Origin of the sequence: Inquilinus limosus (assembly GCF_002195995.1) — a bacterium.
Classification (GTDB): Bacteria; Pseudomonadota; Alphaproteobacteria; order DSM-16000; family Inquilinaceae; genus Inquilinus; species Inquilinus limosus_C.
Genome location: NZ_NHON01000115.1, coordinates 1 through 16,569 on the forward strand (window position 1 = coordinate 1; position 16,569 = coordinate 16,569).

General features: G+C 71.3%; 15 protein-coding genes. 8 read left to right on the forward strand and 7 right to left on the reverse strand.

Annotation, left to right across the window (positions count from 1 at the left end; genetic code table 11):
* Positions 1 to 71 precede the first annotated feature (71 nt).
* Positions 72 to 1,259, forward strand: coding sequence for a citrate/2-methylcitrate synthase (locus BWR60_RS32055; RefSeq protein ID WP_088156705.1), 1,188 nt, complete (start codon positions 72 to 74; stop codon positions 1,257 to 1,259).
* Here BWR60_RS32055 and BWR60_RS32060 read toward each other — a convergent pair.
* Positions 1,256 to 3,178, reverse strand: a complete 1,923-nt coding sequence (locus BWR60_RS32060; RefSeq protein WP_144445833.1) for an adenylate/guanylate cyclase domain-containing protein — start codon at positions 3,176 to 3,178, stop codon at positions 1,256 to 1,258. The genes BWR60_RS32055 and BWR60_RS32060 overlap by 4 nt on opposite strands.
* A gap of 167 nt (positions 3,179 to 3,345) precedes the next feature.
* On the opposite strand from BWR60_RS32060, the gene BWR60_RS32065 reads away from it, so the two are divergent.
* Complete coding sequence (locus BWR60_RS32065) at positions 3,346 to 4,581, forward strand: MFS transporter (RefSeq protein WP_088156709.1); 1,236 nt, start codon at positions 3,346 to 3,348, stop codon at positions 4,579 to 4,581.
* A gap of 65 nt (positions 4,582 to 4,646) precedes the next feature.
* Here the strand turns inward: BWR60_RS32065 and BWR60_RS32070 are convergent, their stop codons facing one another.
* Together BWR60_RS32070 and BWR60_RS32075 are read right to left on the reverse strand one after the other, a co-directional pair.
* Entirely contained in the window at positions 4,647 to 5,288 is a 642-nt protein-coding gene (locus BWR60_RS32070; RefSeq protein ID WP_230983247.1) for a sigma-70 family RNA polymerase sigma factor, read from the reverse strand.
* A gap of 87 nt (positions 5,289 to 5,375) precedes the next feature.
* Positions 5,376 to 5,615, reverse strand: a complete 240-nt coding sequence (locus BWR60_RS32075) for a NepR family anti-sigma factor (protein ID WP_088156711.1) — start codon at positions 5,613 to 5,615, stop codon at positions 5,376 to 5,378.
* Between the two features lie 199 nt (positions 5,616 to 5,814).
* Here BWR60_RS32075 and BWR60_RS32080 point away from each other — a divergent pair, with 199 nt between their 5' ends.
* Both BWR60_RS32080 and BWR60_RS32085 read left to right on the forward strand, forming a co-directional pair.
* Positions 5,815 to 6,612: a response regulator gene (locus tag BWR60_RS32080; protein ID WP_088156712.1), complete on the forward strand. Its 798-nt coding sequence runs from the start codon at positions 5,815 to 5,817 to the stop codon at positions 6,610 to 6,612.
* A 36-nt stretch (positions 6,613 to 6,648) separates the two neighbouring features.
* Entirely contained in the window at positions 6,649 to 7,872 is a 1,224-nt protein-coding gene (locus tag BWR60_RS32085) for a sensor histidine kinase (protein WP_088156714.1), read from the forward strand.
* A 311-nt stretch (positions 7,873 to 8,183) separates the two neighbouring features.
* Here BWR60_RS32085 and BWR60_RS32090 read toward each other — a convergent pair whose 3' ends face one another.
* Positions 8,184 to 9,416, reverse strand: a complete 1,233-nt coding sequence (locus tag BWR60_RS32090) for an MFS transporter (RefSeq protein ID WP_088156716.1) — start codon at positions 9,414 to 9,416, stop codon at positions 8,184 to 8,186.
* 370 nt (positions 9,417 to 9,786) lie between these two features.
* On the reverse strand, positions 9,787 to 10,275 hold the full coding sequence (locus tag BWR60_RS32095; RefSeq protein ID WP_088156718.1) for an Lrp/AsnC family transcriptional regulator: 489 nt from the start codon (positions 10,273 to 10,275) through the stop codon (positions 9,787 to 9,789).
* Between the two features lie 186 nt (positions 10,276 to 10,461).
* Here BWR60_RS32095 and BWR60_RS32100 point away from each other — a divergent pair, with 186 nt between their 5' ends.
* Together BWR60_RS32100 and BWR60_RS32105 are read left to right on the forward strand one after the other, a co-directional pair.
* A complete protein-coding gene (locus BWR60_RS32100) occupies positions 10,462 to 10,980 on the forward strand; it encodes a cysteine dioxygenase (RefSeq protein WP_088156720.1) in 519 nt (172 codons plus the stop codon).
* 105 nt (positions 10,981 to 11,085) lie between these two features.
* Positions 11,086 to 12,735, forward strand: a complete 1,650-nt coding sequence (locus BWR60_RS32105; RefSeq protein ID WP_218823773.1) for a long-chain fatty acid--CoA ligase — start codon at positions 11,086 to 11,088, stop codon at positions 12,733 to 12,735.
* Here the strand turns inward: BWR60_RS32105 and BWR60_RS32110 are convergent.
* Positions 12,732 to 13,652, reverse strand: a complete 921-nt coding sequence (locus tag BWR60_RS32110; protein ID WP_088156722.1) for a LysR family transcriptional regulator — start codon at positions 13,650 to 13,652, stop codon at positions 12,732 to 12,734. The two genes, BWR60_RS32105 and BWR60_RS32110, sit on opposite strands and share 4 nt — an antisense overlap.
* A gap of 92 nt (positions 13,653 to 13,744) precedes the next feature.
* On the opposite strand from BWR60_RS32110, the gene BWR60_RS32115 reads away from it, so the two are divergent.
* Positions 13,745 to 14,542: an NAD(P)H-dependent oxidoreductase gene (locus BWR60_RS32115; RefSeq protein ID WP_088156724.1), complete on the forward strand. Its 798-nt coding sequence runs from the start codon at positions 13,745 to 13,747 to the stop codon at positions 14,540 to 14,542.
* Here the strand turns inward: BWR60_RS32115 and proB are convergent.
* Positions 14,539 to 15,654, reverse strand: a complete 1,116-nt coding sequence (gene proB, locus BWR60_RS32120) for a glutamate 5-kinase (RefSeq protein ID WP_218823774.1) — start codon at positions 15,652 to 15,654, stop codon at positions 14,539 to 14,541. The two genes, BWR60_RS32115 and proB, sit on opposite strands and share 4 nt — an antisense overlap.
* A gap of 158 nt (positions 15,655 to 15,812) precedes the next feature.
* Here proB and BWR60_RS32125 point away from each other — a divergent pair, with 158 nt between their 5' ends.
* On the forward strand, positions 15,813 to 16,157 hold the full coding sequence (locus BWR60_RS32125) for a gamma-glutamylcyclotransferase family protein (protein ID WP_088156728.1): 345 nt from the start codon (positions 15,813 to 15,815) through the stop codon (positions 16,155 to 16,157).
* Positions 16,158 to 16,569: the final 412 nt, after the last annotated feature.

The window sequence follows — 16,569 nt, forward strand, 5'->3', positions numbered from 1 at the left end:
CCCTACCCCCCTCCCACAAGGGGAGGGGGGACTCGTCGGGGTCGGCGCATCCCTGTCCTGCCCTCCCGCCCATGATCCAGGAACCAACCCTGTCGGCGGGCGAGGCGGCGGCGGAGCTGGGGGTCAGCCTGGCGACGCTCTATGCCTATGTCAGCCGCGGCATGGTCCGATCGATCGCCGAGCCCGGACGGCGGCAGCGCCGCTATGCCGCCGCCGACATCCGCCGCCTGGCCCGCAAATCCGAGCCCGAGGCCGCCCAGCCGCCGCTGTACTGGGGCCAGCCGGTGCTGGAATCGGCGATCACCCTGGTGGCCGGCGGCCGGCTCTACTACCGCGGCCGGGACGCGGTGCGGCTGGCCGAGAGCGCGACGCTGGAGAGCGTGGCCGGCCTGTTGTGGTCCGTCGCCGCCGACGATCCCTTCGCCGGCCCGGCCGCGCCGGTGCCGCCCACGGCCGCCCGCATCGCGGCCGACGCCGCGGGCCTGCCGCCGCTGGAGCGGGCCATGGCGGTGCTGCCGGCGCTGGGGGTGGAGGACGACCGCGCCCTCGCCCGCTCCGCCGCCGGGCTGCAGCGCACCGGCGCCCGGCTGCTGCGCTGGCTGACCGCGGTGATGCTGCGCCGTCCCGCCTCCGCCGCGCCGGCGCATGAGGCGCTGGCCGAAGCCTGGGATGCCCCCGCCCCCGCCGCCGACCTGCTGCGCCGCGCCTTGGTGCTGTGCGCCGACCACGAGCTGACCGCCTCGACCTTCGCCGCCCGCATCACCGCCTCGACCGGCGCCTCGCCGCACGCCGCTGTCGCCGCCGGCCTCGCGGCGCTGAACGGCCCGCTGCACGGCGGGCTGAGCGCCCGCACCGGCGCCTTCCTGGAGGGGGTGCTGGGCGCCGCCGACGCCCGCCGCGTCGCGGTGGAGCGGCTGCAGCATGGCGAGGACCTGCCCGGCTTCGGCCACACCCTGTATCCGGAGGGCGACCCGCGCGGCCAGCACCTGCTGGACCGCATCGTCGCCACCCTGCCGGACGGGCCGGAGCTGGCGGTCGCCCGCACCCTGGTCGAGACCGTGTTCGACCTGACCGGCGAACGGCCGACGCTGGACTTCGCCCTGGTGCTGGCGGCGCGGCTGGCCGGCCTGCCGCCGGAGGCGCCGCTGGCGGTCTTCGCCCTCGGCCGCAGCGTCGGCTGGATGGCGCATGTGATGGAGCAGTACGCCGCCGCCCGGCTGATCCGGCCCCGCGCCCGCTATGTCGGGCCGCAACCCTAGGCGTCCGCCCCCTCGCGTAGCCCCACCAGGGCGTAGACCGCCACCGGCTCGCGGGCGCCGCGCGGCACCTCGTTGCCGACGAAGCGGAACTCGAAGCCCTCGCCGGCCGCCTGCCGCACCGCCTCGCTGACCAGGATGGTGGTGCCGTGGATCTTGTTCAGCGCCTCCAGCCGCGCGGCCACGTTCACGGTGTGGCCGAGCGCGGTGTAGTTCATCCGGTCGACCGAGCCGACATTGCCGACCACCGCCTCGCCGGTGTGCAGGCCGAAGCGGGTCGGCATGGCCCCGCGGCCCTCGGCCTCGAACTCGGCGTTCAGCCGGTCGATCCGCGCTGCGGCCCGCAGCGCGCCCAGGCAGGCCAGCCGGGCGTGGTCCGGCTGGGCCTCCGGCGCGTTCCAGAACGCCATGACGCTGTCGCCGATATACTTGTCGATGGTGGCGCCGGCGCCGATCAGCTCCGCCCCCAGCGCGCTGAAATAGCGCGAGGTGCGCTCCATCAACTCCTCCGGCGCCAGCCCCTCGGCCAGGGCGGTGAAGCCGGCGATGTCGGAGAACAGCACCGTGACCGGCTGTCGCCGCCCGCCCAGCGCCGGCACCAGCTTGCGGCCGACGATGCCGCGCACGATCTGCCCCGGCACATAGGCGGCGAAGCTGCGCAGGGTGACGGCCAGCACGTCGATGGCGCTGGCCAGCGACCGGATCTCCTCGATCCGCGACGGGGCCGGGTCGTCATGGTCGAAGTCGAAGCGCATGATCCGCCCCAGCTCCCCCGTCACCCGGCGCAGCGGCCGCGCCAGCGCCCTCGCGGCCACCAGGACGATGCCGAGCGCCAGCAGCGTGGCGCCGGCGCCGATCAAGAGCGAGGTGAAGCGGATCCGGTCGGCCGGCCCGACCACCAGGTCGAAGGGATAGGCCAGGCCCAGCACCACATCCGGCATGCCCGGGCCGACCGGCTCGAACCGCTCGAGATAGGTGCGGCCGGCCAGCGTGCCGGTCAGGTTGCGGCCGGTCCGGGCGGCCTGGTAGCTGCGGTACAGCTCGGCCAGCAGCGGCGAGCCGAGATCGGCCAGGCCCGGCAGATTGTCCGCCTGCCGCTCCCGGAAGGCGGTGCGGTAGCGCACGCCGTCCGGATGGGCGATCAGCGCGCCCGAGGCGCGGTCGAAGATCACCAGCTCCAGCTCGGGCGTCCGGCGCAGCTCGGCCAGGGTGCGGTCGAGCCCGGCGAGGCTGATGTCGACCCCGAACACCACGTCCGCGTCCAGGCGCGACCGCCGGGCCAGGGTGACGCCGACCTCGTCGACATGGCTGAAGCGGTAGGGCGCGGTCATCACCGGCCCGGTGGTCGCCATGGCCTGCCGGTACCAGGGCCGGGTGCGCGGGTCGTATTCGGTCGGCAGGGCCTGCGGCGCGCCGACGGGGCGGCCCTCGGCGTCGGTCACCACCCAGCGGGCCGGGCCGCCGGCGGCGTCAACGACCTGCAGCGCATAGGCGGCCCCGGGCAGCGTCGCCGCCGGCACGCCCGGCAGCTCGACATCCGCCAGCGACTGGACCAGGACGAAGCGGCCGTCGCTCCAGGCGACGTAGAAGGCGGTGGCGGCCGGCAGCGCCTGCTCCAGGTCGCGCAGCGTGCCGCCCAGCACCGTGCCCAGCCGGTCGGCCGGGACGTCGGCCTCGACCGTCAGCGTCGCCGTGTCCAGCACCGTGTCGGCCAGGCGCAGCGCGTTGCCGAAGGCGTTGTGGACGCGCTCGACCACGCGGTCGAAGCGGGCGCCGGCATCGGCGCGGACCAGCCGGGTGACCTCGCCATGGTTGAACCAGATCAGCCCGCCGGCGATCGCCAGGACGATGACGGCGAACACCGCCGCCACCACGACCTGCAGCCTCCACGGGCCGAGCCCGGTTGCAACCACCCCCCGCATGCCCCGTCCCGCGGTTGTGCCGCCCCACCCTAGCCCGATGCCGGGCCGGCCGGAACCCGTCCGATCGGGCCATGCCGGACAAATCGGGGCTGACCTTCGATCACGCCGTTTGACACGGCTCGCCGGGCCGCGCTTGCCTGCAGGAAACGCCCCGAGCCGCCCGGATCATGCCCGCCGTCTACCTGCCCGTCGCCGCCATCATCCTCGGCATCTCCGTCCTGCAGATCGCCAACGGCATCCTGGTCACCATCCTGCCGATCTCGCTGACCGAGGCCGGCTATTCGATCCAGGCCTTCAGCGCGGTGGCGACGGCGCATTCGCTGAGCTTCCTGTTCGGCTGCCTGCTGTCGACCCGGATCATCGGCGCGGTCGGCCATATCCGCGCCTTCGCCGCCTATGCCGCCGCCACCTCGGTGACGGCGCTCAGCTTCACCATCGCCGCCGACCCGGCCTGGTGGATGGCGCTGCGCCTGGTCACCGGCTTCTGCTCCGCCGGGCTGTTCACCGTGGCCGAGAGCTGGCTGAACGAGATGACGCCGAACGCCCATCGCGGCCGGGTGTTCTCGGCCTACACTATCGTCCAGAAGGTGGCGCTGGTCGGCGGCCAGTTCGTGCTGCTGATCACCGGCGGCCCGGTGGTGCTGGGGCTGTTCATGATCGCCTCGGCCTTCTACTCGATGTCGCTGATCCCGGTGGCGATGACCCGCGCCACCACCCCGTCGATCGCCGCCATCCGCACCCTGCCGCTGCGCCAGCTGTATCGGATCGCGCCAGCGGCGGTGATCGGCTGCGCCTCCAGCGGGCTGATCAACAGCGCCGTCGCCTCGATCGGGCCGATCTGGGGGCTGCAGGTCGGGCTGGGCGTCGGCCTGGCCGGCGCCATCCCGGCGATGTCCCAGGTCGGCAACCTCCTGGCGCAATGGCCGCTGGGCCGGCTGTCCGACCGGGTCGACCGGCGCTTGGTCATGCTCGGCGCCAGCGTCGTCACCATCCTGGTGTCGCTGGCCCTGGCCCTGGCGCGGCCCGACTCGGACTGGCTGCTGGCGGTGCTGTTCGGCCTGTGGGGCGCGGCCTCGATCTCGACCTACGGCATCTGCGTCGCCCATGCCAACGACCTGGCGCCGCGCGGCACCGCCGTGGCGCTGTCGAGCAGCCTGCTCTTGTGCTGGGGCGTCGGCGCCTGCGCCGGGCCGCTGGTGGCGTCGACCGTGATGGGCTGGGTCGGGCCGCGGGGCCTGTTCCTGCACGGCGCCGCCATCGCCACCGCCACCGCGATCTTCACCGCCTGGCGCATCACCCGCCGCCAGGCCGTGCCGGCCGAGGCGCGCGAGCCCTTCGTCAACCGGCCAGCGACCAGCCCGATCGTCGGCGAGATCACGGCCTCCCGCGAGTCGAAGGCCTGAAACGGAAACGGGCGGCCCGGAGGCCGCCCGCTTCACCGCAACGATTCAGGTCACGCGGCGAGGCCTCAGGCCGTCCGCCGCGACGCGGGCTGCAGGGCGAGCCGAGGGGCTATGGTTTTCGCCGGCGCCGCGGCGGCTCCGCGTCCGCGCCGCTCGCCTGCGAAGTCGCCTCGTCTCGCCGATCCTCGCCCCGCGCTGAGCAGCCTCGACAGCTCGCGCCGGGCCCGGGACAGGCGGCTCTTCACCGTGCCGACGGCACAGTTGCAGATCTCCGCCGCCTCCTCGTAGCTGAAGCCCGAGGCGCCGACCATCAGCAGGATCTCGCGCTGGTCGGGCGTCAGCAGCATCAGCGCCCGGCGGAAATCCTGGAACTCCAGCTTCGCGTCCTGCGACGGCGGCACCCAGAGGAGGTCGAGGTCGACGCCGTCCTTCGGCTCGGCCACGAACTTCCGGCGGCGCAGCTGGTTGACATACTGGTTGCGCAGGATCGTGAAGATCCAGGCCCGGAAATTGGTGCCCGGCGTGAACTGGCTCTCGGCCCGCAGCGCGCGAAGGATCGCGTCCTGGACCAGATCATCGGCGCGATCCGCATCACCGCTGAGCGAACGCGCGAATGCCCGCAGATGCGGGATCGCCTTGGTCAGCTCGGCGTGAAAGTCGAATGGCACATTTCCCTCCTTGTTGACGCCGACGGCGGTGCCGCCCACGCGGGATCGATGGCGATGCGGCCGGAACTCTCGGCATCGAATAAGGCAGAAATTCGGCCAGCCCGCACGTCGCCGTGCCTCTGTCGGTCAGCGATCCTCGTCCTCCTTCTTCCCGGCGCCCCCCTTGGCGCCTTCCTCGAGCATCTTCATCAGGTCGTCCGGCAACGGCTCCTCGAGCACCGGATCGTACAACGACCGGAGCTGCTGCGAGAGCCAGTTGTCGAATTGCGGCGGCCGCTTCAGGCGGTCGGCTGCCGGCCGGCCGGGATCGGCCGGCCGCTGCCCGGTCTCCCGCCTTCGCGTCTTCTCGCCGCGCCGTCGATTCATCAACGCTGGATCCCGCTCTGCTTCGGCCAGTGGTGGTGCGCTACATTACCAATCCACGACCAGGATGGAAGTTCCTGTGGCGCCCCTTGCCCCTCGAGCATGTTCTGCGGCATTGGAACGGATTGCGATCAGGAGCATCGGCCGTTAAGCATAAACGCTCGACGGGGCGAGCCCCTCGGACATTCCAAGGTGGACTTCGATGACCGGCACTTCGCAGGAAATCCTCAAGCACCTGCCCTACCTGCGGCGCTATGCCCGGGCCCTGGTCGGATCGCAGGAGCGCGGCGACCAGTACATGCGCGTGTTCCTGGAGGCGATCCTGGCCGACCCGCAGCGGATCCCGCCGGAGGGCAATCTGCGGGTCCAGCTCTTCGCCGTGTTCCACGACGTCTGCACCCTGCTGCACGCCACCGACGGCGACGACGGCACGGCGCCGCTGCAGGGGCTGGTGCCGGTCGAGACGCGGCTGTCGCAGCTGACGCCGACCCAGCGCCAGGTGCTGCTGCTGGTCTCGCTGGAAGGCTTCTCCTTCGAGGATGTCGGCTTCATCCTGCATCTGCCGGAGGCGGAGGTGCGCGACCAGCTGGACGCCGCCCGCAAGGAGATGCAGCGCCAGCACCCGGCCCGGATCCTGATCGTCGAGGACGAGCCGCTGATCGCCATGGACATCGCCCGCATCGTCGAGGAGATGGGCCACACCGTCTGCGGCACCGCCGCCAACCATGCCGAGGCCGTCGCCCTGTTCAAGCGGGAGGCGCCGCATATCGTGCTGGCCGACATCCAGCTCAAGGGCGGCGACAGCGGCATCGAGGCGGTGCACGAGATCCTGACCGGCATCTCGGTGCCGGTGGTGTTCGTCACCGGCTTCCCCGAGCGGCTGCTGACCGGCGAGCGGCTGGAGCCGACCTTCCTCGTGACCAAGCCGTTCCGGCCGGAGGCGCTGGTCTCGGTGATCGGCCAGGCGCTGGCCATGCATCCGCCGCTCGCGCCGGCCTGAGGCCGGCCGGCGTCCGGGTAGAGCGGCGGCCCCGCCATGAGCAGCGCAGCCACGGCCAGCGCCCTGATCACGGCCATCGACACCCGCGAGGAACGCGACGTGATCGCGGCGCGCCAGCGCGTCCGGCTGGTGGCGACCGAGCTGGGCTTCGACGGCCGCGACCGGGTGCGGATCGTCGCCGCCGCCTCGGCCATGACCCGCAGCTTCCTGGCGCGGTTCGAGCAGGCCAACCTGTCGCTGCTGGTGACGTCCGGCCCGCCGATGGCGCTGGAGATCGTGCTGGCGGCGCCGCGCCGGCCGACCGGCCAGGGGCAGCCGCAGCGCCCGCGCCTGGACACCGCGGCGGTGCGGGCGCTGATGGATTGGGTCGAGCTGCGCCATGCCCGCGGCGTCGTCCGGCTGGTGATGCGCAAGGAGCTGCCGGCCGCGGCCGGCCAGGACCCGACGGTGCTGGCCCATCGGACCATGGCGGCGCTGGCCGGCGAGACCGGCGTCGACCCCTTCGAGGAGGTGCACAGGCAGACCGTGGAGCAGATCGCCAGCCTGACCGAGCTGCGCCAGCGCGAGGAGCAGCTGATCGCCGCCAATGCCCAGTTGCGCGAGGTCGAGCGGGCGCTGCGCGCCAGCCTGGAGGAGAAGGACGTGCTGATGCGCGAGGTGCATCACCGCGTCAACAACAACCTCCAGATCATTTCCAGCCTGCTGAACCTGCAGGCGTCGCGCGCCACCGAGGCGGCGGTGCGGGACGAGCTGGCGGTGGTGGGCCACCGCATCCAGTCGCTGAGCCTGGTGCACCAGAAGCTGTACCGGTCGGACGACCTGTCCCACATCGATGCCGGCAGCTATGTCCAGGAGCTGTGCGCCCATCTGCAGTCGGCCTTCGCCGCCAGCACCGGGCCGGTGGCGTTGACGGTCGAGGCCCCGCCCCAGCAGATCCCCCTGGACGCCGCCATCCATCTGGGCCTGATCGTCAACGAGCTGGTGACCAACAGCCTGAAGCACGGCTTCCGCGACGGCCGCGGCGGCCGGATCGCGGTGTCGCTGCACCGCGGCGACGGCGACAGCCTGACCCTGACCATCATCGATGACGGCCGTCCGGACGACGGCAGCCGGCGCGGCTTCGGCATGACCCTGGTCGAGGCGATGGCCCGGCGGCTGGACGGCAGCCTGACCGTCGACCGGAACGGCGGAACCCGGACCACCCTGACCCTGCCGCTGCCGAAGAGCGCCGATCAAAAGCGTTCCAAATCAGCTCTCTAGAGAGAAAGTTCGCAGCATCGCGTCAACTTTGACGCCTATAGTATTGATCATTAAATACAAGCTGAATTGTATGGCATTTTTCTTTGTCCGATCAAGGACCTCGCGCCGGTCTTTTAGAAAAACACTCCACTCTTGCTGAATCTATGGTATAGTTCCTCGTGCAGTACCTTCTGCACCCTTCCGCTTCCTAACGACCTCAACCAAGCCGCGGTCCCCCGCGGCTTGTTTTTGCGCGCATGCCGGCAGGCGACCCGGACGGCGGCCCCGCCGTGCCGGGGCAGGACGGGGCCGCCGGGACGCTCTTGCGCAGCCTAGGCCGGCTGCAGCTGCCGCGGCCGCCGGGACGGCAGCGGCGGGAAGGCCAGTGCGATGGCGACCGCCCCGAGCCCGACCGCGAAGGACCCGATATAGAGCCAGTGATAGGCGGCGAAGGTGTCGAACACCCAGCCGCCGGCCAGGGGCCCCAGCGCCATGCCGATGCTGGAGGCCATGGTCGCGGCGCCGAACACGCTGCCCATCGCGGCCTGGCCGAAATACTCGCGCGCCAGCACGGCGTAGAGCGGCATGACCCCGCCATAGGCGGTGCCGAAGATCGTGGCCAGCAGGTAGAACTCGCCGAGATTGGCGGCCATGAGATAGGCGACGATCACCACCGCCTGCACCAGCAGCCCGGCCACCAGCACGCGCTTGACCCCGAGCCGGTCGGCCGCCACGCCCAGCAGCAGGCGCCCGCCCAGCCCGGCCAGCCCCTCGACGCTGTAGATGCTGACCGCCGTCAGCGCCGGGATGCCGCAGGTGACGGCGTAGCTGACCATGTGGAAGATCGGCCCGGAATGGGCGGCGCAGCACAGGAAGAAGGTTGCCGCCAGCAAGGCGAATTGCGGCGTGCGGAAGGCCCGCCCCGCGGACATGTCGCCGATCCCGCCGGACGGCGCCGCGGCGCCCATGCCCGCCGCGCCCGCCGCGGCCGGCCGCCGCCGCACCAGCAGCCCGGCCGGCAGCAGCAGGATCCAGGCGGCGATGCCGATCACCATCATCGCCGTGCGCCAGCCGTAATCCGCCACCAGCCAGGCGGCGAAGGGCGAGACGGTCATCGGCGCCACGCCGACGCCGGCCGAGACCAGGGAGACCGCCAGGCCGCGATGGGTCTCGAACCAGGCGGTGGCGGCCGACACCATCGGCGCGAAGAAGGCGCCGGCCGCCAGCCCGACCAGCGTGCCGTAGATCAGCTGGAACCAGGCCAGCGAGGTGGCGTGGCTGGCCAGCACCAGGGCCAGCCCCAGCAGCGCCGCGCCGCTCAGCACCACGATCCGGGCGCCGAGCCGGTCGCTGAGCGTGCCCCAGCCGAAGCCGGCCACGCCCATGACCAGGAAGTTGAGCGTCATGGCGCTGGAGATGCCGGCCCGGCTCCAGCCCGTATCGGTCGCCATCGGCTGCAGGAAGATCGCCAGCGAGAACATCGCGCCGATGCCGACGCAGGTCATCAGCGCGCCGACGCCGATGATGACCCAGCGATAGGAAGTGTCCGTCCGCGGCTGCGACATGGGAATCCTCTTCCGCCCTGTGCCGGATCGTCTCGCGGAGGGGCCCATCCCGCTCCGGACCGCCGGCTCTCAGGAAGAAGACGAACGGGCCGGCCCGGAATCGACAGGCCGGCCGAAAAAATTTACCGACAGGTAAAGTATGTGCCGCGCCGGCAGGGCAATCACTTGAGACGATGAGCGCGGATTTCCTCTCCCGCCGGACGCGGGAGAGGTCGGGCTCGCGCCAGCGAGACCGGGTGAGGGCTGGTCCTGGCCTCGACGAAGTCCCCTCACCCGGAGCCGCTTCGCGTCTCCGACCTCTCCCGCAAGCGGGAGAGGCAATACGAGAAAGCGCCTTTTCCTCTCAAGCGATTGCCCAGGTGCCGCCGGCTCAGGGCTTGACGAAGCCGAGAGGGATCTCGGTCGTCGACTTGATCTCCTCCATGGCGAACATGGAGGTGACGTCGGCCAGCTCGATGCGGGCGATGATCTTCCGGTACAGCTCGTCATAGCTGGCGATGTCGGCGACATAGGCCTTGAGCAGATAGTCGACCTCGCCGCTCATCCGGTAGACGTCGACCACCTCCGGCAGGTCGCGCACGGCCCGGCTGAAGCGCTCGAGCCACTCGACCGAGTGCTGGTTCGTGCGCACGGCGATGAACACCGTCACGCCGACATTGAGGGCCGCCTTGTCGAGCAGCGCCACACGCCTGCGGACGATGCCCGCCTGCTCCAGCTTCTGCACCCGGCGCCAGCACGGCGTGGCCGAGATGCCGGCCTTCTCCGCCAGCTCGGCCAGGGCGATGGTCGCATCCGCCTGCAGCGCCTTCAGGATCCTGAGGTCGATCTCGTCGAGCTTGAGCGTGGTCGGCGGGGCCATGGCGGTCCTTCGGTTGCGGCGCATGGGCGGCATCGCCCGGAACGCCGATGACGGAACCATTTTCTACGGATCTGACGAAAATCGAAAATCATTTCCCCACCACCCCGTTCTTTCCGGCAACAACGCAAGCTGATTCCCGCCGGCCGGGCCTACGCTGGTCCCAGGATTGGAGAGGCAGGCCGGACCATGACCCACGCAGCCGCAGCAGATGCCGTCCGCCCCGCCGCCCGGTGGCAGGGCGCGACGCTGAAGACCCTGCCGGATTTCGGCGGGTCGGCCGAGGCGGTGCTGGAGCATTTCACCGCCCATCCCGAGCTGGTCTGCGACTTGGACCTGATGTGGCGGCCCGGCCGCTATGCCCGCAACCTGCTGTGGAACGATGCCCGGCGCAGCGTCTGGGCCATGGTGTGGGACCGCGGCGCCCGGACGGCGATCCACGACCATCACTGCCCCTGCGCCTTCGGCATCATCCGCGGCAGCCTGAGCGAATTCCGCTTCCGGGCGCTGGACGAGGTCCGCGTGGCCCGGACCTCGGAAGCCCTGCACCGGCCGGGCGACATGGCGAGCCTGGAGACGACCGGCCCCAACATCCACCAGATGGTCAATGACGGCGACGCGGTCGCGATCTCGCTGCACGTCTACGGCTTCGACCACCGCGTGCACGAGTCCTCGGTCGACCGCGAATACCTGCTGGCACAGGCCTGAGCGGCGCCGCAGCCGCTTCCCCCCATTTCCGCTGTAGCTCCGGCCGGCTTTCCTCTTATCCTCTGTGAAAGGCGGCGCACCCGCCGCGGCACAGGGGAGGAGCCGATGCTCGGCCGGATGCAGCACGAACCCTTGCGCATCGGCGCGCTGCTGGAGCATGCGGCCCGTTTCCACCGGGAAGCGCGGATCGTCACCCAGCGCCGCGACGGCAGCACCGTCACCCACTCCTACCCCGAGATCGCCGCCCGCACCGCCCGCCTGGCCCATGCCCTGGCCAAGCGCGGCGTGGCCCAGGGCGAGCGGCTGGCGACGCTGGCCTGGAACGATCACCGGCATCTCGAGCTCTATTACGGCGTCAGCGGCATCGGCGCGGTGTGCCACACCGTCAATCCGCGGCTGTTCCCGGGCCAGATCGCCTACATCCTGGCCGATGCCGGCGACACCCATCTGTTCCTCGACCCGATGTTCCTGCCGGTCCTGGCCGGCATCGGCGACGGGCTGCCGGCGGCGCTGAGGACGCTGGTGCTGCTGGAACCGCCGGCCGAGCCGGTGCCCCCTGCCCTCGCCGCCCGCTTCGAGATCCTGGACTACGAGGATCTGATCGCCGGCAACCCCGACGGCTTCGACTGGCCGGTGCTGGACGAGAACACGGCCGCCTTCCTCTGCTACTCCTCCGGCACCACCGGCGAGCCGAAGGGGGTGCTGTCCTCGCACCGCTCGACCGTCCTGCACGCCTATGCCGCCAACCAGCCGGACGCCTTCGGCCTGCGCGCCACCGACATCGCCATGCCGGTGGTGCCGATGTTCCACGTCAACGCCTGGGGCATCCCGTTCAAGGCGCCCCTCGCCGGCGCGTCCCTGGTCCTGCCCGGACCGCGGCTGGACGGCGCCTCTCTGTTCCGGCTGATGGAGGAGACCGGGGTGACCGCCGCGGCCGGCGTGCCGACGATCTGGCTCGGCCTGCTGGCCCATCTGCGTGAGACCGGCGCGCGCTTCACCCGCCCGCCGCGGCTGGTGATCGGCGGCTCGGCCTGCCCGCTGCCGCTGGCCGAGGCGTTCGAGCGCGACTACGGCGTCGAGATCTGCCATGCCTGGGGCATGACCGAGACCAGCCCGATCGGCCTGTTCAACGCGCCGAAGCCGGAGACGCAGGGGCTGGACGAGGCCACGCGGCTGGCGCTGAAGCGCAAGCAGGGCCGGCCGGTGTTCGGCATCCGGCTGCGCGTGGTCGACGCCGAGGGCCGTGACGTGCCGGCGGACGGCGTCGCCTTCGGCGAGATCCTGGTGCGCGGCCCCTGGGTCGCCGGCGCCTATTTCGGCCGCGACAGCGACCCCGCCTTCACCCCGGACGGCTGGTTCCGCACCGGCGACGTCGCCACCATCGACGGCAGCGGCTATGTCGAGATCGTCGACCGCGCCAAGGACGTGATCAAGTCGGGCGGCGAATGGATCAGCTCGATCACGCTGGAGAACATCGCCGTCGGCCACCCCAAGCTGCGCGAGGCGGCGGTGATCGGCGCCCGCCACCCGAAATGGGACGAGCGGCCGGTGCTGATCGCGGTGCCGGCCGAAGGCGCGGCGCCGACCAAGGCCGAGATCCTGGGCTGGTTCGACGGCAAGGTCGCGAAATGGTGGCGGCCGGACGACGTGGTGTTCGTCGACGCGCTGCCGCACACCGCCACCGGCAAGCTGCTGAAGACCGAGCTGCGCAAGCGCTACCGCGACCATCTCGCAGCCGCGGACGAGGCCGGCTAGCGCCCCTCGATCCCCGGGATGCCGGCGATCCGCTCGGCCAGGAAATCGACCAGCAGCCGCACCCGGGCGATGCCCGCGCGCTCCGGCACGATCAGCAGGCTTAAGGGGACGGGCGGCGGCTCCCAGCCCGGCAGGATCGCCTCGACCCGGCCGTCCGCCAGCAGGTCGTCGACCAGCCAGCGATGCGCCGGGCTGATGCCGCGGCCGGCGGCAAGCGCCTCGCGCGCCGCAAGGCCGTGATCGACCCGGAACCGGCCGCCGAACGGCACCGTGTGGCGCTCGCCGCCCGGCCCTTCCAGCACCAGAGTCTCGCTGCCGGCGACGTTGGTCATGCGGATGCCCTCATGGCCGGCCAGGTCCTGCGGCACGGACGGGCGGCCGCGCGCCGCCAGATAGGCCGGAGCCGCCGCCATCAGCCGCCGCGACCGGCCGAGCGGGCGCAGCTTCATCGAGCTGTCGGCCAGCGGCCCCAGGCGCAGCGCGACATCGACGCCCTCGCGCACCAGGTCGACATAGTCGTCGGTCAGGTTGAGGTCGACGACGATGCCGGGGTGGAGGTCCTGGAAGGCGAAGACCAGCCGGCTGACCTGCAGCACCCCGAAGGCCGCGGTGCAGGAGACCCGGATGGTACCGGATGCGGCGCCGCGCGCGGCCCGGGCCTCGTCCCCCGCCTGCTCGACCAGCCGCAGGATCTGGATGCAGTCGGCATGGTAGCGGCGGCCCTCGTCGGTCAGGGTGACGCGCCGCGTGGTGCGGCTGAGCAGCGGCACGCCGACCGCCGCCTCCAACTCCCGCAGATGCCGGGTGATGGTCGACTGGCCGACCCGCAGCTCGCGCGCCACCGCCGACAGGTTGCCGCGCTCGGCGACACGGACGAAGCTGCGCATGCGCTCGAGCGAGACGTCCGGCCTATCCATTTTTCGGCATGATCCTATCCATTATCGACATATAGCGGATCAGTTCGTCGGTCGCCACCTGAGGGGTCGGTTTCGTGAAAGGATCCCCGACCATGAAGGTGCTGCTTGTCTTCGCCCATCCCGAGCCACGCTCGCTGAACGGCGCGCTGCGCGACGTCGCCATCCATGAGCTGGAGGCGCAGGGCCATGAGGTGAGGGTGTCGGATCTCTACGCCGAGGGCTGGAAGTCCGAGGTCGACCGCGCCGACTTCCCGTCGCAGCCGCCGGACGAGCGGCTGATCGCGGTCGCCGCGTCCAAGGCGGCGTTCGACACCGGCACCCTGACCGAGGACGTCAGGGCCGAGATCGAGAAGCTGCTGTGGGCCGATGTCCTGATCCTCCAGTTCCCCCTCTGGTGGTTCGGCATGCCGGCCATCCTCAAGGGCTGGGTCGACCGGGTCTTCGCCTACGGCTTCGCCTATGGCGTCGGCGAGCACAGCGACCGACGCTGGGGCGACCGTTACGGCGAGGGCACCCTGGCCGGCAAGCGCGCCATGCTGATCGTGACCGCCGGCGGCTGGGAGGAGCACTACGCCGCCCGCGGGGTCAACGGGCCGATCGACGACCTGCTGTTCCCGATCAATCACGGGATCCTCTACTACCCGGGCTATGAGGTGCTGCCGCCCTTCGTGGCCTACCGGGTCGATCGCCTCGCCGAGGCCGGCTTCGAGGCGGTCGCCGAGCGTCTGCGCGAACGGATGCGGACGCTGGCCACCACCCCGCCGATCCCCTACCGGCGGCAGAATGGCGGCGACTACCTGATCCCGAGCATGCAACTGCGCCCCGGCCTCGGTGATCCGGGCACGTCCGGCTTCGGACTCCATGCCGACGAGGTGGCGACGGGCATCTAGCCCAGCACCAGGTCGTCGCGGTGGATCATCTCGTCCCGGCCGCGATAGCCGAGGATGGCCTCGATCTCGCGGCTCTTATGGCCGCGGATGCGGTCGGCGTCGTCGGAATCATAGGCCGACAGGCCGCGGGCCAGCACCCGCCCCTGCCCGTCCTTGACCGCGATCGGGTCGCCGCGGCGGAAGCGGCCCTCGACCGCGGTCACCCCGGCCGGCAGCAGGCTGCGGCCATCGGCCAGCGCCCTGGCCGCGCCGGCATCGATCACCACCGACCCGATCGGCTTGAGCGACCCCGCGATCCAGCGCTTGCGGGCGGTGCGCGGTTCCGCCCCCGGCACGAACCAGGTGCAGGGCGCGCCGGATTCGATGCGCTGCAGCGGCGCCGCCTCCTTCCCCATGGCGATGACCATGCGGCAGCCGGCGCCCATGGCGATGCGGGCGGCCACCAGCTTGGTGACCATGCCGCCGGAGGAGTAGCCGGGCAGCGCCTCGCCGGCCATCGCCTCGATCTCCGGCGTCAGCTCGTGGACCTCGGGGATCAGCGTCGCGGACGGGTCGCGCTTGGGGTCGGCGGTGTAGAGGCCGTCGATATCCGACAGCAGCACCAGCGTGTCGGCCGAGACCATCTGCGACACGCGCGCCGCCAGCCGGTCGTTGTCGCCGAAGCGGATCTCGGCCGTGGCCACCGTGTCGTTCTCGTTGATCACCGGCACCGCGCCCAGCCGCAGCAGCGTCTCGATCGTGGCGCGGCCGTTCAGGTGGCGGCGGCGGTCCTCGGTGTCCTGCAGGGTCAAGAGGATCTGGGCCACGGTGATGTCGTGCCGGGCCAGCGTCTCCTGATAGGCATGGGCCAGGCGGATCTGGCCGGTGGCGGCCGCCGCCTGCTTCTCCTCCAGCCGCAGCGGCCGGCCCTTGAGGCCGAGATGCTCGCGCCCCGCCGCGATCGAGCCGGAGGAGACGATGATCACCTCCTGCCCGCGCGCGCGGCAGCGGGCGACGTCGTCGGCCAGCGCGTCCAACCAGGCGCGGCGCAGCAGCCCGGTGCGCGGGTCGACCAGCAGGGCGGATCCGACCTTGATGACGAGACGGCGGGCCTGGGCGAGGGAAGCGGTCATGGCGGGCATTCTGGAGAAAGGCGGGCGACGGCCGAAAGGCAAGGCTCCCTTCCTAGCCTCTCGGCCCGTTCCGGGCAAAGCCGTTCCGCGACCCGCCCTCCCCTCGCCGCGGCACGGCGGCTATGATCCGGCGCGACGCCCGATTCCGAGGATACACGATGACCGAGGACGCGACCGTCCTGCTGTTCTCCTACGGCACGCTGCAGCAGGAGAATGTCCAGCTCTCCTCCTTCGGCCGCCGCCTCGAAGGGACGCCGGACGCGATGCCGGGCTGGCGCCGGGGCGAGATCGAGATCACCGATCCCGAGGTGATCCGCACCAGCGGCAAGCGCTTCCACCCGATCGTCGAGCCCGGCGCGGCGGCGGACCGGGTGGCGGGGACGGTGTTCCGCATCACCGAGGCCGAGCTTGCCGCCGCCGATGCCTATGAGGTGTCGGACTACAAGCGCATCCTGGTGCCGCTGGCGTCCGGCCTGGAGGCCTGGGTCTACGTGCGGCGGTAGCGGTCATGGGTGTTCCGTATCAACACCCATTGTCATCTTCGGGCTTGACCCACGGGTGTCCGGCCGAGCTTTTGGGCTGTGGATAGAGTCCCTGATCTCAACCTTTACTGTCATTGCCGGGCTTGACCCGGCAATCCCGGGGCCGCCGAGAGCGGCTTTGAAAGCCCCTGGATCCTCGGGTCGAGCCCGAGGATGACAATAAATAGGACACAGATCTGAGCTAAACACGCCTCGGCTGCCGCTTTTCTTCAACCGGACATTCGTGGGTCAAGCCCACGGGTGTCCGGTTGAGGTTTCATGGTCACAGAAGGACGATTTGCCTTGGGTCTGAGCGTGGTGTGGGCTTTGCTCCGCTCAGGCGATCGATGGATCGTCGGTGCATGAGGTTGAGACGGACGAGACGAGCGAAGGC